This is a genomic window from Microbulbifer celer (assembly GCF_020991125.1).
In the GTDB taxonomy this organism is placed as follows: domain Bacteria; phylum Pseudomonadota; class Gammaproteobacteria; order Pseudomonadales; family Cellvibrionaceae; genus Microbulbifer; species Microbulbifer celer.
Genome location: NZ_CP087715.1, coordinates 1,577,944 through 1,597,790 on the forward strand (window position 1 = coordinate 1,577,944; position 19,847 = coordinate 1,597,790).

The following is a 19,847-nucleotide window of genomic DNA, read 5'->3' on the forward strand; positions in this document are numbered from 1 at the left end:
GCCATTATATCGTGCCCATCGTTACTTCAGCGTTGCTGCCGCGCCTCTCAATGGCGCGTCCCGCGAAAAAGACCAGCAAGCCTCCAATCGCCAGAACCGTACCTACCGGCCCGGTGATCGACCAGGTGAACCCCGCATTGATCGCGACGCCCGCCAGCCAGGCACCGAGGGCATTGGCGAGATTGAATGCAGCGTGATTGAGTGAGGCAGCCATCGTCTGGCCGTCTTCAGCCACATCCATCAGGCGTGTTTGTAACGCAGGGCCGAGCGCCATGCTGGTGCCTACCAGACCCACAAACAGAATCCCCGGCCACACATAATCGGCGGCGAAATAAAAACCGCCCTGTACCAGTGCACACCAGATCAGAATCAGCGGGATTGCCCGCAACAGGTTCCAGTCCGCGGCCCTTGCGCCCAGCAAGCTACCTGCAGTGGCCCCCAACCCGAATACGACCAGTACCAGCGGACCGAGCACTTCGGACATGCCCGCTTGCTCTGTCAATGTCGGCATCACGTAGCTGAACACGGAAAACATACCGCCAAACCCGATACTGGCAATGCCCAGGGTGAACAGTACCCGGTGTTTCAATAGCGCGGAAAGTTCGCGTACAGGGCTGGCGTTCGGGTCAGTCGGTTGAGCTGGTACAAAGCGCCATACCATCAAGGCTGTGAGCAGTGCTACCACACCTACGCCTGCGAAGGCGAGTTGCCAGCCGAACAGATTGCCTGCCCAGGTGGCAAGTGGCGCTCCGATCAGGATTGCCAGGGTGAGGCCTAGCATGACCCTCGCTACTGCACGCGCACGCTGATTGGGTGGAACAGATGCTGCCGCGACAAGAGCCGCAACACCAAAATAGGCGCCGTGAGGCAGACCGGCGAGGAAGCGCAATCCGACAAAGGACAGGAAACCCGGCGCAAAGGCGCTGGCGATATTACCTACCGCAAATACCAGCATCAGAGCGATCAACAGTGTCTTGCGGGGCGCGCGCGCTGCCAGTACTGCAATAATCGGCGCACCCACCACAACCCCGAGCGCATAACTGCTGATCGCATATCCGACCTGTGGGGCAGTTACGCCAAGATCCGTCGCCACCCGGTTCATCAACCCCATGATGACAAATTCCCCGGTGCCAATGCCGAAGCCACCAAGCGCCAGGGCAATCTCCGCGAGGCGAGAACGAGACGGCGCGCCAACGGATGAATCCGTAGCGAGGGAGGAGGGTACAGACATGGATGATCCTTAAGGGAGTACAACAACGGGGCACACGGCGTTGCCGTGGCCGCGCACATTAACCAAGGTGTTGAAATTATGCGAGGGAGTTCATCGCGGAAATCTGTACGACTGCCGAGTTAGCAGCGGCAAAGCCCGCTGCGTGATGACTACAAGGTATCGACGACGTGGTCACCCCATCGAACTGGCAAATAGATATCAGTAACCATCTCGTTCTCCGGAACCTCTGGGAAAAACTTCACCCGCTCAAAGAAGATAGGAAAGTCCCTGACCTCAAAGTCGGACTGGGGCAGCCACTCTGAATAGAGATAGTTCACCGCAACACCGATAGCGTCATCGCTGCCAATATGCCGGATAACGGCACATCTCCCGGCAGGTATCACCTTGTACGCGATCCCGCAGGTATTCTCCTCCAGGGGTTGCGCGATAGCGCAGGCGACGTCGAATCGATAGTCCTCTGCTGTCACAGTGTTCGGATCGTTATAGATCAGGTTGAAGGTTCTGCTTTTGCTTGGCGGAAGCCGATTGGCTTTGCGCCACTCGATAAACTGCCTGATCGTATTGCCCAATTCCTGAGGTGCACCGCGGTGCTCAAGGGCAGCGAGTCGGGTTTCAGGGAAGTCGACGATCTGTACATCAAAGTTGGCATTCTCTCTCACGAGCTTGGTCCTCAGCGTCAATATAGGTTCATAGTGCGTGTGCCAAGGAGTCCAGTCAGGAGAGTGCCTGAAGTCAGTTGGACTTTTGTGAAAAAGCTTTTTGAACGCGCGGGAAAATGCCTCGTGGCTGTCGTAACCATTTGCCAGCGCGATATCAACCACCCGACTATCTCTGTATGCCAGCTGATACGCGGCCCGCTTCAGGCGAAGCGCCTTCACCAATGCCATCACAGACATGCCAAAGAAAGCAGAGCACTGCCGGTGAAAGTGATACTTTGAAAAATGGCTGACCTGGCACAATTGGTCGATATCGAGGTCTTCTTCCAGGTGCTTCTCAATATAGTTTACAACCGTAGAGAACTGCGCTTCATACCTGCTCACTGCATTAACTCCGTCTCCTCAGCAAGTGAAGATTAAAACCGAATGACCCCGTTAGCTTGATCAAAATTGCGGATCTATACAGTGGCTGGCAGCAGAGCTTTACTTGCGGATAGCCGACTCAATGGCTGCAATGTCGATTTTTTTCATCTGCATCATTGCGTCAAAAGCACGCTTGGCGACCTCAGGATCGGAACTGGTCACGGCTTGAGTGAGCGCGATCGGTGTTATCTGCCAGGACAGGCCCCACTTGTCCTTGCACCAGCCGCAGGCGCTTTCCTGTCCGCCATTGGAAACAATGGCATCCCAATAGCGGTCAGTTTCCGCCTGATCGACCGTTGCTACCTGAAACGAGAAGGCTTCGTCGTGCTTGAATGCCGGTCCGCCATTTAGCCCGAGGCAGGGAATACCCAGTACCGTGAATTCGACAGTAAGCACGTCGCCTTGCTTGCCAGCGGGGAAGTCTCCCGGAGCGTGGTTAACCGCTTCCACGGAGGAGTCAGGAAAAACGCTGGCATAGAAGTTTGCGGCTTCCTCGGCACAGCCGTCATACCAGAGGCAAATGGTATTTTTTGCGGGTGTCGTCATATCTGGTCTTCCTTGTTTATGAGATGATCACCGTTTGGGAGCAGTATTTTATCCGGCCAGTTAGTCTGCTGCTTCAGGGGCCTTGATCGCCTTACTGTAAAAACCGGATGTATCAAAGCAGCACACCTTCTTTTTTCCAGAGGCGAGCATGTCACAGGCGTCATGGATCCGCTTAGTGCGTGTTTTTTCCTGCTTGGCAGAGGTGATCCAGTGAATCCAGTCAATACGGGAGATGGTGGTCGTATTCTCCCAAGTGGACTTGGCATCGGGAGAGGCAGATAGGGCTTGTGAAAAGTCGGAAGGAACCTCAGGTTCCAGCTCTTCTGCGGCGGACCAGATTTCCAATTCCACAGTGTCCCCGAAATCAGCTCCTGAGCTTTCAAACAGGGGTTGGTCGATTTTTAGCCAGTGGCTTTTCTTGCCATCTGGTTCAAGCAGGACCGTGAAGGGCTTACCATTGATAGTCCCCTCGACGGTAGTGCGGCCGCGCCTTGGTAGCTTTGCGCTCACCTCTTTGGGCAGAATGACGAACCCCCAGCGATTGTCGCTACCGGGCGTTCTGGGCTTGAGGATCCGCGCTTTGAACTGGGAGTCTGTATTTGCTTGCGCCATTTTTCTACATACTTACTAGAGGAGATGTAATGTCATGAGCATATATCTCGCAACGTCATCAGGGAACCCCGGTATTTTGTCGGTATCCTCAAGATTGTAGAAAAGGCACTGATTTCTACATACTCATTAATGCTCGTTGATAAGTTCCAATGTCTCTATGAGCCGCCGAACCTCCGGAAAGCCCTTTGCCAGGTAGGCATTTATTCCGAGCGCCTTGGCAGTAGCCACATTGGCCGCATTATCATCAATGAACACTACTTTCTCCGGTGATACGTCAAGTTCCTGCAAGGCGTACCGATAAATAGAAGAATCTGGCTTTGCCATGCCTACCTTGTGCGATGCAATGATGGCTTCAAAGTATCGATGTGCACCAAATTCGTCCGTGATTTTCGGCCAATGAATTTCATTGGTATTGGATAGCGCCGCCACTCGATACACATTGGACAACTGGCTGAGTAGGTCGGTCGCTCCCGGATAAAATCCTTTGGGCCAGTTTCTGAAATGGGTAATTATATCTTCGGTGGACGCTTTGATACGGAGTGTCTCGCGGAAGTTTTCAGCAAACTCCTGTTTAGATATAAAACCGCGCTCAAAATCCTTGGCGATACTGGATGAGAGCCATTCGGTAGCTTCCATGTGGGAGCCGGGTAAGGGCGTTCCGTCCAGCTCAATCAGAACACCACCGAGGTCAAACAGGTAAAGTTCAGTTTTTTGGAACATAGGATATTCTGCAAGCTGCCCCTCAGTAGCGTCTGGTTATGAATTTCCCGTTCTTGGCTGATGATGTAGAAACATAACTAGATTTCTTACAGATGTGACCTGGTTGAAGTAGGGGTTCTCTTCGGGCTTTTCTGTGTCAATGGCCAAGCGATCAGCAACAGTCCAGTATATTTCATCCAGATCATCCGTATGCAGGTTGTACGTATCTTCGAAAAGGTCATCCGCCTGGACAGGAAATGGTGTGCCGTTGTAGCTGCCTAGGTAATCCTGAACCTCCTTCCAGACCTCCCGAATAATACTTGTATCTACATTTCGATAGTCAAAGGATCTTGCGTACTCACATATATTTGGCTTGCCACGTTTTAGTGCGAGCCTTTTCATTCTAAAGTGGTCAAAAATGGCGTAAATCATTCCTACCAACAGTAGTGCTCCGATTGTGTATAAAATAGCCATGGTTTCACCTATGCATAACAGTGTAATCGGGGCGGGTGACTAATATTGTAACCCCACTTTCCTTTTCATTCAGTGGATTCTCGGGGCCTGGAAACCTGTAAGTGAGGGCCGGTCCGGCTAAAAAAAAGACCGGCAATGCCGGTCTCGTAGCGATGAATACGGAGTTACAGGCCTAAACTTGGCAATACAAATGATTTGGTGTTCGGATGGAGCCTGATCCATAACCCTGGATTGGCATTCAGCTGCCCCAGTAATTCTTCGGGGGCTGTACTTAACTTGGTGTTAAGGACATTGGCATAAGTTTGCACTTTCGCTGGGGCGGAATCCGCATCGACTACTGACTGCACAACTTTCTTGGCCTGCAATATCGCTGCCGGCCCGAGGGTAAGGATGTATCCGGCAGATCTGCACTCTTCTTCATCCTGTTCGTTTACGATGCTGCCACCCGCTTTAAACTTGCTGATGTGGTGTTCCAGAATACTGCTTGAAATCGGAATCAGTCCGGCAACATGAGTGCTCTGGGCGCCGGAAAAGGGCTTGATGTAGGCGAGGTGGGATGCCTGGTTTTCTTCCGGGCCGTGGCCGATAAAGAAGATATCCAGGCCGCCCAGCGCTTCCAGTTTGTTCAGGTACTCGATCAGTCCGGCTTCCAGATCTTCTTTGTCCGTCTGCATCGGGGTGAAGCTTTTCACTTTCTTGAAAAAGTCCGGGCCCAGGATGCGCTCGAAGTCCCGGACAAAGCTGAAGCAGTTGTTCATGCTCATGGGGGCGAGAGCATCTTGTGTGAATACGTTCAGGCGGCCGAACAGTTCATCTTGCTCGGATGTCTTCGCCAGCTCGCCCAGCAGGCGGTGCATCTGCTGGGCGCCGCGGCCGCCGAGCAGGGCGATATTGATGTCGCCTTCTTTGGATGCCGCGGTTTCCAGTAGCTCATTTAACATCGCTTTGCCGACCTCGGCCTCATTGTCGAGGACCGTGGGCTGGATGCCGTGATCTGTGAGGTCGGAGGTCTGTACGTTGTTCTGAGACAGCCACACGTTGCCGCCGTCTTCCTGTTTGGTGAATGTAGAGCTGTCTGTATTCAAATCGATTACCTCATTTATAAAAAAGGATCGGCATTGCCGATCCTTTCAGGTTGGGGTGGGTAGAGCTGAATGCTAGCCTTTGCGGGCTTTCAGCGGCTCGTGCAGCTGCTCCGCCATGCCCAGTAGCAGCTTCTCGGTGGTTTCCCAGTCGATACATTTATCGGTCACGGAAACGCCGTATTCCATCTGGCTGCGGTCTTTGTTGATCTTCTGGTTGCCGGCTTTCAGGTTGCTTTCCACCATGATGCCGATGATGGACTTGTTACCATCCAGGATCTGGTGGGTGACGTTGTCCACGACCAGAGGCTGTAGCTCATGGTTCTTGTTGGAGTTGGCGTGGCTGCAGTCGACCATGATGTTGGGCACCAGGCCCGCGTCTTCCAGTTCTTTCTCGCACACAGCGACGCTGACGGAGTCGTAGTTGGGCTTGTCGTTACCGCCGCGCAGTACCACGTGGCCGTATTTGTTGCCGGCAGTGTGGATGATGGCTACCTGGCCTTCTTTGTTGATGCCCAGGAAGCGGTGCGGATTGGCGGTGGACTGGAGCGCGTTGATGGCCACTTCCAGATTGCCATCGGTACCGTTTTTGAAGCCCACGGCGGAGGAGAGGCCGCTCGCCATTTCGCGGTGGGTCTGGGATTCGGTGGTGCGCGCGCCGATGGCGGACCAGGAGATCAGATCCTGCAGGTACTGGGGAGAAATCGGGTCCAGTGCCTCGGTGGAGGTGGGCAGACCCAACTCGGAGATATCCAGCAGCAGTTTGCGGCCGATGTGCAGTCCGTCTTCGATTTTGAACGAGTCGTCCAGGTGCGGGTCGTTGATCAGGCCTTTCCAGCCCACGGTGGTACGGGGCTTTTCAAAATACACGCGCATGACGATCAGCAGGGTGTCGGAGACCTTGTCTGCCAGCGCCTTCAGGCGGTTGGCATAGTCCATTGCGGCCTCGACATCGTGAACGGAACAGGGGCCGATGACCACCATCAGGCGGTGGTCTTTACGGTCCAGAATATCGCGCACGGCGGCGCGGCCGGCGGCTACGGATTTCTCGGCAGCCTCGCTGACGGGCAGTTCCGTTTTCAGCGCTTCCGGGGTGATGAGAACGTCCTGGGAGAGAACATTTAAGTCGTCGAACTGCTGCGTGGTCATGATATTTCTGTCACTACTTTCTGAATTTGAGATCGTCATCCATGCCGCAGGGCGTGCGCTGCGGGGCAGTTATGCTACCTAGTGGCCGGGGGCAGGGCTAGGGTTTCATTTGAAACAGTTTTAGGTGTCACCAGTTTCGGTGCTACGCGCATAGTTTGTTCGCGCCCTCTCGGTGTGTTGAGGACAGTTTTGCGCATGTGGCCGGTGGTTTAGGGGTGGATAGGATGGTGGGTGCGCTGCGCTTACTGCCCACCCTATGGATGCCTAACCCTCTGTGTTTTTACTGAGCGGGGAGCTCGGCCAAGTGCTGCAGTAGCGGGAAATAGAGGGCGCAGCGGATGGATCTTTCTCCGCGCTGGTAGAACAGGCGGCGGTAGTTTTCCAGTTGGCCGCGGTACTTTTCCAGCTGGTGCTCGATGAAGGTCTCCAGTGGTTCCTCTGCGGCGGGTTCTGCGGTTTTGTAGTCGATGATCCAGCGGGTGCCTTCAGCATCAATGAAGGTGCGATCGACAATATTGCGACGCAGCTCGCGGCCGCCGCTGTGGAGTTCCAGCTCTGCGGCGCTGTCCTGGTGGTTGGCGTCCAGTAGCCAGCGGCCGGTCTCGCAGTTGAGGGTGCGCAATACGGACTGTTCCACCTTCTCCAATGCCTTCTCCAGCGTGCCGCCGTTCAGCCCGGCCTGAGTCAGTCGCAATTGCCACAGGGGAGTGAGCTCCTGCATCAATTGATCTGGCGCGGTAGCCAGTCGTTCGGGAGATTCGGTGAGGGTTGCCAGTGTCTCGTGGGCGACGGTGCCGGCGTGGCGGTACCAGCGTTGATGTACCTGGCCAAGTTCCGGCAGGTTGGCTTCCTCGTCGTCCTTCCGGTGAAAGTCTCCCATGCGGTAGCGGGCGAGATATTCCTGGCGCGGGTGTGCCGGCGTTTGCCATTGTTGCGGCAGGTGCAGCAGGTAGCTGCGGTCCTGTACCTCCGCCTGTTGTGCGGGGGCCTCTGCTTCCAGCCAGTGGCACCAGGGGCTTTCACTATTTTCCAGCACGGTGGACCAGATGCTGGCCAGCAGGGAAGCGCTGCCGGGAGCTTTGAAATCTTCGTTTTTCTTGTCCGAGGATTTCACACACGCCAGCAGGTGCAGGGAGTGGATTGCGCGGGTGCAGCCGACGTAGAGCAGGCGCGTGCCTTCCAGGCGTTCCCGTTCACTGTTGTCGTGTTTGACGTAGGCGTACAGCGGGTCTTTACCGCTGCGGGGGCTTTTGGGGGCGAGCAGAAAGCGGGTATCCGCGTCGCTGTTGAGCCAGGTACACCAGCGCAGTAGCTGATCGCTGCCACCGCCGCCGCCGGATTTGTCGAGGCCCGGGATCAGTACGTGATCGAACTCCAGGCCTTTGGATTTGTGAATGGTCATTACCTGTACCCGCGCTTCCTGGGTGGGGCGGGCGAAGAGTTTTTCCAGTGCCTGTTCGAACGCAGGCCAGTCACTGATACTGCCGCCCTGATCGTATTTTTCCAGCAGCTGGAAAAAGTCGGCGGCGTTACTCAATTCGCGTTTGTCCGCAACGGTGGCAGGGCCACCGAGGGCGAGCCACAGGCCTTCGACCCACACCCGTAAAGGTTTGCGTCCGCGTTCCTGCCAGCATTGCAGCAACTGTGGTGCACAGCGTTGCAGGCGCTGACGGCCGGCTTCACTGAGGGGTTCTACGGCATCGAGGTCACGCAGGGTATTGAGGATCGGTGCCAACTTGGGATCGCGGGGGCTTTGCTCTTCAATGTTGTGATTGGCCACGGCGTACAGGTCGGGCAGTGACAGGCCACACCAGGGCGCGCGCAGGATGGCGAGCCAGCTGATGCGGTCGCTCGGGTCCTGTAAGGCGCGGGTCAGGCTCAACAGGTCCAATACCACCATTTTACTGGCCAGTGGCGCCAGGTCCTGGGCCTGGTAGGCGATACCGGCACGGGTCAGTGCGGGCAGGATTTGTTGCAGGTGTTTTTTGTTGCGCACCAGTACCGCGATGCTGTCTTCTGGCGCTTTGGCTTGCAGGCCCTGAATGATCTCCACCGCCTGTTCCGCTTCCTGCAGGCGTTCGCTGTCATCCACACAGCCGTAAAAACTGACCGGTTCGCCGTCCCAGCTGCGGGGCTTGAAGGCGACGGAATCCAGATAACGCACCGCGCCGCGGCTGATATTGTCCCGCGGCGGGAAGGCGCGCAGGAAAGTGTGATTGACCCAGTCCACTACTGCGGTGCTGGAGCGGAAGTTGACCTGCAGGTTGAGTGGCGTCAGGGCTAGTTCGCCGATGCCTTCGTTGCGCGCGTCGAGAAAGATCCCCACGTTGGCGTTGCGGAAGCCGTAACAGGACTGCATGCCGTCGCCGACGATAAACAGGCTGCGCCCGTCATCGGGTTCCCAGCCGGCGGTGAGTTTATGCAACAGTTCCAGCTGCAGCTGGGAGGTATCCTGAAATTCGTCCACCAGAATATGCTGAATCTGTACGTCCAGCTTGAGTGCGACGTCCGTGGGGGCGTCGCTGTCTCCGAGGGCAACCAGTGCGGCCTGGGAAATTTCGGTGAAATCGGTGCTGCCCAGTTGCTGGAATACCAGTTTCAGTTCCGCGACCAGTAGCGGCAGAACGCGCGCGAGGGATCTGAGAATCTGCCATTGGCTGTCACTCATGCCGGCGGGCAGGGTGCGCACTTCGGCAATGATCTGCAGTAGTTCTGTGTTGTCCCTGATGTCTTCCAGCAGTGCGGTCATGCGCTCTTTCTGCGCCTTTGCCCGCTCCGGATCAGGAGACTTCTTGTCTGCCGCTGGAAAGCCGATGGTTTTGGTGACGGACTTGCGAAAAGTGCCTGTGCCGGTGGCCAGCAGTTCCGCCAGTGCCAGCCACTGTGGTAGCCCTTGATCACTACAGGGGGGGAGGGCGCTGATGCCGGCGAGGTTGCTGACAATATGTTCCGGCTTTTCTTTCTGCAGGTTGTTGCCGGCGTAGTCCGCCAGTTGCAGCAGTTCTCCGGCGAAGGTGCCGAGGCTATTCTGGAATGCGGTCAGCTGCTGTTCGATCAGTTCTTCGATGACGAAGGTGAAGTAGTCTTCTGCCTCGGAGTTATGGACCGAGAGCAGCGGCTCCAGCCACTGTTCGCGTTTTTCCAGCAAGGTTTTCAGCAAGTCGCTGACTTCTGGCAGGTTGTTGTCCAGGTGCAGCAGCAGGCGGCCGAGGTCTTCGTCCAGTTGTTCCTGTTCAAGTTTTTTCAGCAGGTTGGCGATGGCCATTTCGTAGGCGATGGCGGGCTGATCCAGTGGTTCACCGGGGGCGCCGAGGCCGCTGTCGATGGGCAGTTGGCTGGCGATGTTGCGGCAGAGGCCGTCGATGGTCTGGATACGCAGGCGTTGCGGGCTTTGCAGCAGGTGCCACTGGTGTTGCTGGTCGTGGGCCAACAGGTTGCGGGCCAGTTGCCAGGTGATTCTGGCGTGGGGGGTTTCCGGTTCGGGGTTGTCGCGGGCATCCAGTAGTGCGTCGAGAAGGCGTTCGCGCATTTCGCCGGCGGCTTTGCGGGTGAAAGTGATGGCGAGAACTTCTTCTGGTTGCTGGCAGGCGCTGAGGAGTTTTAACAGGCGCTGGGTAAGCAGGCCGGTTTTGCCGGAGCCGGCGGGCGCGGAGACGGCAAAGCTCTGGGTAATGTCCAGGGCTTCTTTTCGTTGCTCGGCGTCTACTGGGGTGTTTGTGTTTGCCGCGTTTGTCATTTCGTCAGGTCTTCAGTGTCGGGCCCCGGTACCACGGTGGTCGGAACTTGGTCCGGTGGCGGCAAAGCACCGGGTATAGGTTTTCAAGACCGCTATGGATACATCCCTGTACGCTGCGTCGGCGACGTCCCTGTCGCCGACGCTCTTGAAAACCTATACCCGGCACTTTGCCTTCGATTTTTACATTGCTACTGCGTAGCTACGGTTAGCCTTCAGTTCTTACTGTCTTTCCGGCCAGCGGTTTAACGGCCAGAGGGATTTCTGGTTTTCGTTGTCTGCCGGGCGATCAAAAATCAGCGGGGCCTGGCCGGTGCGGTACTCGTCGGCGAGGCCTTCGAGTGCCTGCTGCCAGTGTTGTTTCAACTGGTCCCAGTGCACGATCTCCGGTTCCTGTTGTTTTGAAGCGCCTTTCTGCGCGTCAGCGACGAGCTTGATGCCGTTGATGGGCTGGGCGAGTTCGCCGCAGCCCTGGTATTTGCAGTCCCCGTTTTTTACCCCACCGAAGGCGATGGCTTTGGCCTGCGGGTGGAAGAGGGCGTAGAGGGGAAGCTGGGGTTCGCGGACGCGCGCCTGTAGCCAGTCGCTGAGTGAGGTCTGGCCGGTTTTGTAGTCGATCACCAGTTGTTCGCCATCGACGAGGGTATCCAGTCGGTCGAGGCGCAATGTGAAGGTGAGGCCTTGTAGAGTGACGGTGAGTTCGGATTCCACCTGACTGACGGTGAAAGCCGGACGTGCCTGTTCCAGGGGGAGCCATTGGTCGAAGATGGTTTTGAGCCGGGTTTGTTCCAGGGCCCAGAAGGCTTCGGGGAGTTCCGGGTGTTTTTTCTTGAGGCGACCGATGGCGGTGTCGATGCTGCTACTGATTTGCAGGTTGCGCTGTTCGTCGCCCATCGCGGCGAGGTTTTGCGAGTTTTCGCAATTGAGCCAGAAGGCGGCGAGCATTTCGTGGATCAGGTTACCGCGTTCCGCGGCACTGAGGCCGAGGCCCGGCTCGGAGAACTCTTCGGCCCCCAGGCGGTAGCGCAGTTGGGCGTTGAGCGGGCACAGGGCCTGGGCTTTGAGTACACCGGCGCCGCCGCGGACCTGGGCGCAGTCTGCGGGGCTGAGTGGGGGCAGTTCTCGGTCGTCGGTCTGTTCCAGAGTCGGGCCATTTTCCAGTGCCTGGTAAAAATCGCTGATGGCGTCCTGGCCCAGCTGTTCGGCGGGTTGTGGAGCGCCGAACAGAGCGCTGAGGGATTGGCCGACGCCGTCTTCTTCGCAGGCGTAGCTGACGACGATTTCGCTGCTGGCGTTCATCAGGTCCTGGGTCAGTTCCTGGGCGAGCTTGAGTTCTCGCTCGGCACTGGCGCGGGGCATTTCCCAGTCTTTCTGCCACTGTACCGGCAGCATGGGATTGGGGGATGGGGGCGGTGGCCACTGCTGCTGGCCGAAGCCTACCAGGCGGATGTGATCAAAGGCGAGGCCGCCGGCTTCCAGTACGCCGAGAATCTGCAGCGGGCCGTCGCGGGTCTCTGCCTGGAACGGGGTGCGGCTGGCGATCTGTCGCAGCAATTGCAATGCTTTGGAAAGCGGTAGGCTGCCGGTGAATTCATTGAGGCCGGCGAAGTTTTCCAGTGCCTGTTCCCACAGCATAAGCTGCTGGTATTCCTGACTGTTGGGGTTGCGCTTGCCGGGCCATTGCAGGCGCGCGAGCAGTTCGGAGAAGCGCTGCGCCCAGATTTCTGCCGGCGCGCGCTGCCAGCGCCGGGCCCACTCCCCGAGTTGGTTCAGCTGTGCGGGCAGGGGACTTTCCGGGGCGATCTCGCTGGCGAGCTTTTCCGTGCAGGTGCACAGGATATTGCCGGGGACTTCCCGTAACTCCTGTTTTTGCAGACGGCGAAAGAGGGCGCTGCGCAGGTGTTGTTCCTCGTTGCTGTCGTCGCCCCAGAATGGCGAGAACAGCAGATTGCGTAACTGGCTGTAATCGAATTTGTCGCGCAGGGTTTCCAGTAACTGCAGGGTGGCGGCACCTACCGGGGTCTTGGCGAGCGGGGTACCGGCTGAGAAGTTAAATGGCAGGGTATAGGCCGCTTGCGCCGGGGCCAGCCACTGGGGTTCCAGAACACGGGCAAATACCTGTTCCACCAGGGGGCGGCATTGGCCGAGGTTGTTCACCACAATACCGACACTGTTGTCCGGATTCTGCGCGAGCTTTTGCGCGGCCCAGCGCGCGGCCTGTTGCAGTTCTTCTTCCAGATTGTGGCAACGTGCAACCTGGATCTTCGCTTGGTCTTTTTCCGGAATAGGATAGCGCTGCAGCGATTCTGTAGCGCTGGCAAAGATGCGATCCGTGAGAGGGGAATTCTGCACGAAGCCCGCGAGTGATATCTGCGGCAATTTCGCAAGTTGCCCTTCGTCAAACGCGCGCGCGATCAGCAGGTCGCGCTGGTCCGGGGTGATGGCGTTGCGCTGTTGCAACTGTTGCTGGAACAGCGGTAATACCTGGAACAACGGATAGTCGCCTGCCTGCAGACCGATCTTTTCCCAGTGTGGTGCCAGCGCTTCGTCGGCGGCTGTGAGGTCTTCAACTTTCAGCCACTGAATCAGTTGCGACAGCGCCGTGTCGCAATTGCCGGCGAGCAGCTGGGTGTTGATCAGCCCTTTGTCCAGCGTGTCTTCCACACACTGCTGCCACAGCAGTTGCCGCTGCTCGCGGTTCAGTACCCTGCACATGGCCGGTTGCCACTGTTTCTGCTGCAGTGTAAACCAGAGTGTATCCAGCCAGCCCTGCAGGGATTCCACGGCCGGCGGCGCCCAGTTTTTATTCGCCTGCTGGCTGGTGCCGAACACCTGCTGGCAGCGGTTGCGCAGGCGGTTGGTGGGTGTGAGCAGCAGACCGCCCTCGGGCAGCTGGTCGAGAATGTGCAGCAGGGGGAATGCGGGTTGCAGCATGGAGACGTCTGGTTATTTGCGTTGTGTTTGTTGCATCGTGGTAGGGCGTGAGCGCGCCGTCGATGTCACAGTCTAACCGGGATAACGGCACTGCGGTAATCCGGGGTGAACTCGGAAAAGGCGCGGAGGATGGTTTCCCGATGGTCGTCGCTGCTGGTGAGTAACTGGCTGCTGTCAGGCGTGTTCGGCAATGTGATATCCAGTTCATCCAGCCACCAGCGTACGCGACGGGCAATGGCATCGCCGGAATCCAGCCAGGTAAGGGCGCGTGGGGAAGCCGCGGCGAGCTCCTCGCGCAACAGCGGGAAGTGGGTGCAGGCGAGTACCGCGGTGTCGACGATATCACCGCCGGGGGCATCAAAAATCCGTTCGATCACCGGCGCCAGATCGGCGGCGCTGATGTGCTCTCCGCGGAGCTTGGCTTCCGCCAGCGCCACCAGTTCCGGTGCCGGCACATTGATCACCTGATGACCATTGGCAAACTGGTCGATCAGCTCACGGGTGTAGTGACGGTTGACGGTGCCCTCGGTGGCGATCAGTGCGATGGTGCCGGAGCGGCTGCCGGCGGCGGCGGGTTTGATGGCGGGCACCACGCCGACTACGGGCTGCTTGAGTACTTCTCGCAGTGGCGGTAATGCCAGGGTGCTGGCGGTGTTACAGCCCACCACCAATATATCGGCCTCGCACGTGGCCATCATGGTGCTGGCCACCTCGACAATACGCGGGCGCAGCATCTCCTCGGATTTTGTGCCGTAGGGATAGAAGCCATTGTCGATGCCGAAATGCAACGTCAGGCCGGGGATCTGACGGCGGATCTCCCGCGCGATGCTGATGGCTCCCACCCCTGAATCGAATATCAATACAGAGGGTGCCTTGTTAGAATGGCGGCTTCCTGATGGCATGTAACAGGCTGTCTCCCGAAGCGGATTTGCGAACGGCAAAGGATACCCCAGCCGGCGCTCTGTAATAAGTTTAAGTGATTTTTTATGACCTGGTTCCCCCTGCAGATCTCCCTTGAACAGTCGATCCTCGCCGGCGTAGTGCTGCTGGCGCTGTTGCTGCTGGTGTTCTGGGCGGGCAGGGCGCGTCTGGTCGGTCAGTTGCGGTCTTTACAGGCGGAGCAGCAGGTGCTGGATGCGCGGCTGCAAAGTGCCAGCGAGCGGGAAGCGCAGCAGGAGCTGGAGATCCAGCATCTGCGGGATGAGGTGTCCAGCAAGTCCCAGCAACTGGCGCGCTATCAGGTGCTGGTGGAGAAAAGCGAAGCCTCGCTGGCGGAGCAGAAGCAACAGCTGGAGCAGACCCGCACGGCCATGACCCAGCAGTTCGAGAATCTTGCCAACCGCATCTTCGAAGAGAAGCAGCAGATGTTTGTGCGCCGCAGCGAAGACAGTCTGCGCAAGAGCCTGGACCCGCTGGAGCGTCAGCTGGGGGATTTCCGCAAGCGGGTAGAGCATGTCTACGATCAGGAAAACCGCGAGCGCGGCAGCCTCATGGGGCAGATCAAGGCGCTGCGGGAGCAGACCCAGCGCATCAGTGACGAGGCCCTGAATCTGACTTCCGCTCTCAAGGGCGACCGCAAGATTCAGGGCAACTGGGGCGAGGTGGTACTGGAGCGCCTGCTGGAAGAGTCCGGCCTGCAGAAGGGGCGCGAGTACGAAACCCAGGTCTCGTTTACCAGCGACGGCCGCCGCCGCCAGCCGGATGTGATCGTGCGCCTGCCGGAGAACAAGGACCTGATCATCGATTCCAAGGTCTCGCTGGTGGATTACGAACGCTATGCTTCCGCGGAGACCGACGAGGAGCGCACACAGGCCCTGAAGCAACACGTGAACTCTCTGCGCGCCCATATCACCGGCCTCAACAAGAAAGCCTACGAGCAGCTGGAAGGGGTGCGCACGCTGGATTTTGTATTCATCTTCGTACCCATCGAGGCAGCGTACATGCTGGCGATGCAGGCTGATCCGGAGCTGTTCCGCTTTGCCTATGAGAAACAGATTGTGCTGGTGAGCCCCACCAGCCTGATGGCCACACTGCGCACTGTGGAAAATATCTGGCGCTACGAAAAGCAGAACAAGAACGCGGAAAAGATCGCTGCGGAGGCGGGCAAACTGCACGACCAGTTTGCCCTGGTGCTGGAGTCTCTCGACAATCTCGGCAGCCGTATCCGCCAGGCGGACGAGGCCTTCCAGGAAACCTACAAACGTCTGGCCACCGGCCGCGGCAATGCGGTGAAACGGATCGACAGCCTGCGCAAGCTCGGAGCCAAGACCCGCAAACAGATTGCCGCGGACCTGCGGGAAAAAGCCGAAGACAGCCACAAATTGCCCGGGCCCGATGCCGAGGATTCTGTGGAAGATGAAGTATCCACGGAAAGCGAAGCGGAATAATCCTTGGACGCCGTCGCTGAAACCTTTTCTTTTGCGCTCTCGGTTACTGCGCCGATTTTTCTTACCCTGCTGGTGGGCTACGGGCTGGCGCGGGTAAAGCTGCTCAGTGACTCTTTTGTGGACGATGCATCCAAGCTCGTTTTCCTGGTGACCCTGCCGGCGCTGTTGTTTTTCAACATCTTTGGCTCTGACGCCCGCTTGGGTGACGAGTGGCCGTTGTTGCTGGCGGGGCTGATCGGTACCGTACTGACGGTGCCGCTGGCCTGGGTGTTTGCAAGGCCACTCGAATACGGCGATCGCAGTGCGTTTATCCAAGGGGCTTTTCGCGGCAACCTGGGCATTATCGGCCTTGCCTGGGCGGCCAATGCCTACGGCCCCCACGGGCTTGCCCAGGCCGCGCTGTTGATGGCGGTGATCACTATTTTCTATAACGTCGCCGCTGTGTCACTGTTTGCGGTGTACAGCCAGAAAGCCAGGTTCAGCTGGAAGAAACTGGGCGTGGATATTCTGCGCAATCCGCTGATTGTGGCCATCGTGCTGGCGTTGATCGCAAAGGGCGTGGGCCTCAAACTGCCGCAGATGATCGTGCAGACCGGGGATTATCTGGCCTCGGTAACTCTGCCGCTGGCGCTGTTGTGTATCGGTGCCAGCCTGGATCTCAGTATGCTCCGCCGCAGTTCATTTGGCGCGTTTGTAGCCAGTGGATTCAAACTGTTCGCGGTGCCGCTGGTACTGCTCGGGGTGGGGTTCCTGTTTCAGCTGGATGGGCAGGCCATGGCCATCCTGTTTCTGCTCGCGGCTACGCCTACGGCGTCCGCCTCGTTTATCATGGCCCGCGCGCTCGGTGGCAACAGCCAGCTGGCAGCGAATATTATTGCCATTAGTACGCTATTTTCGATCGTTACCGCCAGTCTCGGGCTGGCGCTGTTGAAGGTATATCTCCCATGACTGAAGTACCCGTCTGGATCGTGTTGATCGCAGCATTGATTATCGTCGCACTTTCTGCGGTGGCCACTTATTACAGCCTGGCGCTGCACAAGGCGCAAAAGCGACAGAAACGGCAGTTGGCGGAGCTGGAAACGGCTGCGGAGGAGCAGCGGGAGCGGGTGAATAACAGTATCCAGATTATTGCCAAGACGTTGCTGGATGATGGTGTTGGGCTCACTGAGGCTTCGTTGCGGATTCGCGTCTTACTGGATTCGCTGCAGGTGGAGCCTGCGGTGAAAGAGGAGTTTGTGGCTTTTTACCAGATTGCGGAACAGACCAACCATATTCCGATTCTGGGAGAGTGGAAAAAGCTTTCCCGCAAGGAGCAGTTCGCGTTTGAGAAAGATATGGCGCGGGTGGAATCCGAGTACCGGGATTTTGCGCTGGATGCGGCGAAGCGGATTCTGGGACGTAACTTCTGAGGTTTGGTTTTCGTCCGGTGGCGGTGCCGCTGCCGGGTACAGCCTTGTGAGACACGAGCTAGGCGCCCCCTCTTAACCCATCTCTGGGGACTCGTCTAAAACATCCCTGTTTTAGAAGGTCTCACAAGACTGTACCCGGCAGCGACACCTTCGCATCGGCATCTGTAGCTTCTGAATACCTTAGCCCCATGTCATCCCGGACTTGATCCGGGATCCAGTACTACTATTTCCTGATCAACAACACCCCAGACTCGGTGTGATCTGTATAGGGAAACTGGTCAAAAATCGCAAACCGCTCCACTTTGTGGGTCTTGGTCAATTCTTCCAGATTCTCAAGCTGCGTTTGCGGGTTGCAGGAGATGTACAGAATCCGCGGAAAGCGCGCGATCATCGCGCAGGTGTCTGCATCCAGCCCGGCACGGGGTGGGTCTACCAATACGGTTGAGAAATCGTAACTATCCAGATCGAACTCTTTCAGGCGACGGAAGGGGCGGACTTTGTCGATGGCCTGGGTGAATTCCTCACTGGACAGGCGCACGATATCCAGGTTCTCCACGCTGTTTGCGGCAATGTTGTCCTGTGCGGAGTTGACGGAAACCTTGGAGATTTCCGTCGCCAGCGCTTTGCGGAATTTGTTCGCCAGCGGAATGGTGAAATTGCCGTTGCCGCAGTAGAGCTCCAGCAGATCCCGGTCTTGCGTCTCTTCACAACAGCTTCTCGCCCACCGGATCATCGAACGGCAGATCTCGCCGTTGGGCTGGGTAAAGCTGCCCTCGACCTGTTTGTACTCGTAAGTACGGCCGTCAATATCCAGCTTCTCGATCACATAGTCTCGCTCCAGTACCAGCTTCTGCTTGCGCGAGCGGCCCAGGATTGGCACGCCCAGTTGTGTCTGCAGTGCACGGGCTTCGGCTTCCCAGGTTTCATCCAGTGGTTTGTGGTAGATCAGGGTGATCAGTGCATCGCCGCTCAGGGTGGTGAGGAACTCGGAGGAGAACAGGCGTTTGCGCAGGATCTCGCTCTGGTTGATGGCTTCCAGCAGTGGTGGCATCAGTTCGTTGATCCGCGCGGAGCCCACGGTAAACTCGTCGATCACAAACGGCTTTTTGTATTCGCCCTGTTTGTACATGGCATAGTCCACGCGGCCTTTCTCCTGCCACATCTTGAACTCCGCACGCAGGCGGTAGTGGCTGGGCGGGGAGGGGAAGACTTCCGGCTCCAGATTGGTAAAGGGCGCGTACGCCTCGCGCAGGCGGTCTACCTTCTGGTCCAGTTGCTGCTGGTAGTCGTCGGTGTTTACGCGGTGAAGTGCCATGTGTTGAGCCGTACAATTGGGAAATAGATCGGGGCGCGGATTATAGCGGAAGCGGCCTGTAGTTAAATGTTTACGCGGAGGGAGTGTGCTTATGGCCACAGGACAGCTGGAAATACTAGTGCGCGGCCAGGGGCTGCACGAGTTTACCGGTGAAATAGAGCGCTGGCTGACCGGTCAGAGTTATGGCGGTGATGGCCTGTGCACGCTGTTTATCCAGCACACCTCCGCCAGCCTGCTGATTCAGGAGAACGCCGACCCGAGCGCGCGGGTGGATCTGGAAAACTGGCTGAACCGGTTGGTACCGGAAAATGATCCGCTGTATACCCATACCATGGAAGGGCCAGACGACATGCCGGCCCACATCAAGGCGGCGCTGACGGCATCCAGCCTGAGTATTCCGGTGATGAATGGTCGTCTGGCGCTGGGTACCTGGCAGGGGATCTACCTCTGGGAGCACAGACACCATCGCGGCAAGCGACGGGTGATTGTGAATTTGACACAGTAATCCCGGCGCACAAACCCGTCATGCCGGCCTGCGCCGGAATGACGATGGCAGGCGTTACAGACAGTTAGTGGGCTTGGGCAAACCGGCGATCTTGCTGCCAATCTTGGCGGGGCTGGGCGGGAACAGCTGCATCAGAAAGATACTGCGGCCTTTATCCGCGCCCAGATGCTGGCCGACATATTTAACCAGCGGGCGCATGGCAGGAGAGAGTTCGAACTCGCGGTAAAACGCCTGTAACAGACGGATGACATCCCAGTGATCCGGGGTCAGTTCAATGCCTTCCTGTGCGGCAATTGCTTCCGCGATTTCGGGACTCCAGTCGTCCAGATTGCGCAGGAAGCCTTCTTTGTCCAGGGGGATTTTACGGCCGTCTATTTCCAGGGCTTTCTCAGGGTTGGTCATCGTCTGTGTCACCGGAACCAGCTGACAATCGGGTTGTGTTGGGTACAGAGGTCTACCCACTGGGCGTCGTCAATGGCGCTGATGGATGGATCAATGGTAATCCCGCGCGCCTCTGCATCGGCACTCAGACAGTAGGCCGCATTTTGTGGCAGTCCGGTCAGCGTTGCGCCACGTGCCGCGTAGACGCCATCTTCGATCAACAGCAGTACATCGCCTTGGTGGAAGGCTTGCAGGCAGTCGTTGAGTGCGTTCCCGGCGTGGGGCGATTGATTGACGATATGCAGTGTCAT

The 19,847-nt window shown here is 57.6% G+C and carries 18 protein-coding genes; 4 read left to right on the forward strand and 14 right to left on the reverse strand.

Annotation, left to right across the window (positions count from 1 at the left end; genetic code table 11):
* Window positions 1-4 precede the first annotated feature (4 nt).
* From LPW13_RS06620 to murI, 11 genes are all read right to left on the reverse strand, one after another.
* Window positions 5-1,231: an MFS transporter gene (locus tag LPW13_RS06620; protein ID WP_230438658.1), complete on the reverse strand. Its 1,227-nt coding sequence runs from the start codon at window positions 1,229-1,231 to the stop codon at window positions 5-7.
* A 149-nt stretch (window positions 1,232-1,380) separates the two neighbouring features.
* Window positions 1,381-2,271 carry an AraC family transcriptional regulator gene (locus LPW13_RS06625; protein WP_230438659.1) on the reverse strand — a complete coding sequence of 297 codons (891 nt, stop codon included), beginning with the start codon at window positions 2,269-2,271 and terminating at the stop codon, window positions 1,381-1,383.
* A gap of 99 nt (window positions 2,272-2,370) precedes the next feature.
* Entirely contained in the window at window positions 2,371-2,856 is a 486-nt protein-coding gene (locus LPW13_RS06630) for a VOC family protein (RefSeq protein WP_230438660.1), read from the reverse strand.
* Window positions 2,857-2,916: 60 nt separating this feature from the next.
* Window positions 2,917-3,468 (reverse strand): YdeI/OmpD-associated family protein, encoded by a 552-nt coding sequence (locus tag LPW13_RS06635; RefSeq protein WP_230438661.1) that lies wholly within the window; start codon window positions 3,466-3,468, stop codon window positions 2,917-2,919.
* A gap of 126 nt (window positions 3,469-3,594) precedes the next feature.
* Window positions 3,595-4,188 (reverse strand): HAD family hydrolase, encoded by a 594-nt coding sequence (locus LPW13_RS06640; protein WP_230438662.1) that lies wholly within the window; start codon window positions 4,186-4,188, stop codon window positions 3,595-3,597.
* A 36-nt stretch (window positions 4,189-4,224) separates the two neighbouring features.
* Window positions 4,225-4,641 (reverse strand): hypothetical protein, encoded by a 417-nt coding sequence (locus LPW13_RS06645; RefSeq protein ID WP_230438663.1) that lies wholly within the window; start codon window positions 4,639-4,641, stop codon window positions 4,225-4,227.
* A gap of 164 nt (window positions 4,642-4,805) precedes the next feature.
* Window positions 4,806-5,726 (reverse strand): 6-phosphogluconolactonase, encoded by a 921-nt coding sequence (locus LPW13_RS06650; RefSeq protein ID WP_230438664.1) that lies wholly within the window; start codon window positions 5,724-5,726, stop codon window positions 4,806-4,808.
* Between the two features lie 72 nt (window positions 5,727-5,798).
* Complete coding sequence (locus LPW13_RS06655) at window positions 5,799-6,872, reverse strand: 3-deoxy-7-phosphoheptulonate synthase (RefSeq protein WP_230438665.1); 1,074 nt, start codon at window positions 6,870-6,872, stop codon at window positions 5,799-5,801.
* Window positions 6,873-7,152: 280 nt separating this feature from the next.
* Window positions 7,153-10,608 (reverse strand): UvrD-helicase domain-containing protein, encoded by a 3,456-nt coding sequence (locus tag LPW13_RS06660; protein ID WP_230438666.1) that lies wholly within the window; start codon window positions 10,606-10,608, stop codon window positions 7,153-7,155.
* Between the two features lie 219 nt (window positions 10,609-10,827).
* On the reverse strand, window positions 10,828-13,539 hold the full coding sequence (locus tag LPW13_RS06665) for a PD-(D/E)XK nuclease family protein (protein ID WP_230438667.1): 2,712 nt from the start codon (window positions 13,537-13,539) through the stop codon (window positions 10,828-10,830).
* A 65-nt stretch (window positions 13,540-13,604) separates the two neighbouring features.
* Window positions 13,605-14,441 carry a glutamate racemase gene (murI, locus tag LPW13_RS06670; protein ID WP_268932685.1) on the reverse strand — a complete coding sequence of 279 codons (837 nt, stop codon included), beginning with the start codon at window positions 14,439-14,441 and terminating at the stop codon, window positions 13,605-13,607.
* 84 nt (window positions 14,442-14,525) lie between these two features.
* On the opposite strand from murI, the gene rmuC reads away from it, so the two are divergent.
* The 3 genes from rmuC to LPW13_RS06685 are packed head-to-tail and all read left to right on the forward strand — an operon-like array spanning window position 14,526 to window position 17,335.
* Window positions 14,526-15,926: a DNA recombination protein RmuC gene (gene rmuC, locus LPW13_RS06675; RefSeq protein WP_230438669.1), complete on the forward strand. Its 1,401-nt coding sequence runs from the start codon at window positions 14,526-14,528 to the stop codon at window positions 15,924-15,926.
* 3 nt (window positions 15,927-15,929) lie between these two features.
* On the forward strand, window positions 15,930-16,874 hold the full coding sequence (locus LPW13_RS06680) for an AEC family transporter (protein ID WP_230438670.1): 945 nt from the start codon (window positions 15,930-15,932) through the stop codon (window positions 16,872-16,874).
* Entirely contained in the window at window positions 16,871-17,335 is a 465-nt protein-coding gene (locus LPW13_RS06685; protein WP_230438671.1) for a DUF2489 domain-containing protein, read from the forward strand. The genes LPW13_RS06680 and LPW13_RS06685 overlap by 4 nt, the downstream gene beginning before the upstream one ends.
* Window positions 17,336-17,558: 223 nt before the next feature.
* Here LPW13_RS06685 and trmA read toward each other — a convergent pair whose 3' ends face one another.
* Window positions 17,559-18,650: a tRNA (uridine(54)-C5)-methyltransferase TrmA gene (gene trmA, locus LPW13_RS06690; RefSeq protein ID WP_230438672.1), complete on the reverse strand. Its 1,092-nt coding sequence runs from the start codon at window positions 18,648-18,650 to the stop codon at window positions 17,559-17,561.
* A gap of 91 nt (window positions 18,651-18,741) precedes the next feature.
* On the opposite strand from trmA, the gene LPW13_RS06695 reads away from it, so the two are divergent.
* Complete coding sequence (locus LPW13_RS06695; protein ID WP_230438673.1) at window positions 18,742-19,155, forward strand: secondary thiamine-phosphate synthase enzyme YjbQ; 414 nt, start codon at window positions 18,742-18,744, stop codon at window positions 19,153-19,155.
* Window positions 19,156-19,209: 54 nt separating this feature from the next.
* Here the strand turns inward: LPW13_RS06695 and LPW13_RS06700 are convergent, their stop codons facing one another.
* The gene (locus LPW13_RS06700) at window positions 19,210-19,557 is read right to left on the reverse strand and encodes a TusE/DsrC/DsvC family sulfur relay protein (RefSeq protein ID WP_230438674.1); all 348 of its coding nucleotides are present in this window, start codon (window positions 19,555-19,557) and stop codon (window positions 19,210-19,212) included.
* Window positions 19,558-19,565: 8 nt separating this feature from the next.
* Window positions 19,566-19,847: a sulfurtransferase complex subunit TusB gene (tusB, locus tag LPW13_RS06705; RefSeq protein WP_230438675.1), complete on the reverse strand. Its 282-nt coding sequence runs from the start codon at window positions 19,845-19,847 to the stop codon at window positions 19,566-19,568.

Bases quoted from the DNA above. Each gene is read 5' to 3' on its own strand.
- LPW13_RS06660 (WP_230438666.1), bottom strand. From the start codon at position 10,608: ATGACAAACGCGGCAAACACAAACACCCCAGTAGACGCCGAGCAACGA.
- rmuC (WP_230438669.1), top strand. From the start codon at position 14,526: ATGACCTGGTTCCCCCTGCAGATCTCCCTTGAACAGTCGATCCTCGCC.
- LPW13_RS06695 (WP_230438673.1), top strand. From the start codon at position 18,742: ATGGCCACAGGACAGCTGGAAATACTAGTGCGCGGCCAGGGGCTGCAC.
- LPW13_RS06620 (WP_230438658.1), bottom strand. From the start codon at position 1,231: ATGTCTGTACCCTCCTCCCTCGCTACGGATTCATCCGTTGGCGCGCCG.
- LPW13_RS06645 (WP_230438663.1), bottom strand. From the start codon at position 4,641: ATGGCTATTTTATACACAATCGGAGCACTACTGTTGGTAGGAATGATT.
- LPW13_RS06630 (WP_230438660.1), bottom strand. From the start codon at position 2,856: ATGACGACACCCGCAAAAAATACCATTTGCCTCTGGTATGACGGCTGT.
- tusB (WP_230438675.1), bottom strand. From the start codon at position 19,847: ATGACACTGCATATCGTCAATCAATCGCCCCACGCCGGGAACGCACTC.
- trmA (WP_230438672.1), bottom strand. From the start codon at position 18,650: ATGGCACTTCACCGCGTAAACACCGACGACTACCAGCAGCAACTGGAC.
- LPW13_RS06685 (WP_230438671.1), top strand. From the start codon at position 16,871: ATGACTGAAGTACCCGTCTGGATCGTGTTGATCGCAGCATTGATTATC.
- murI (WP_268932685.1), bottom strand. From the start codon at position 14,441: ATGCCATCAGGAAGCCGCCATTCTAACAAGGCACCCTCTGTATTGATA.
- LPW13_RS06665 (WP_230438667.1), bottom strand. From the start codon at position 13,539: ATGCTGCAACCCGCATTCCCCCTGCTGCACATTCTCGACCAGCTGCCC.
- LPW13_RS06640 (WP_230438662.1), bottom strand. From the start codon at position 4,188: ATGTTCCAAAAAACTGAACTTTACCTGTTTGACCTCGGTGGTGTTCTG.
- LPW13_RS06700 (WP_230438674.1), bottom strand. From the start codon at position 19,557: ATGACCAACCCTGAGAAAGCCCTGGAAATAGACGGCCGTAAAATCCCC.
- LPW13_RS06635 (WP_230438661.1), bottom strand. From the start codon at position 3,468: ATGGCGCAAGCAAATACAGACTCCCAGTTCAAAGCGCGGATCCTCAAG.
- LPW13_RS06655 (WP_230438665.1), bottom strand. From the start codon at position 6,872: ATGACCACGCAGCAGTTCGACGACTTAAATGTTCTCTCCCAGGACGTT.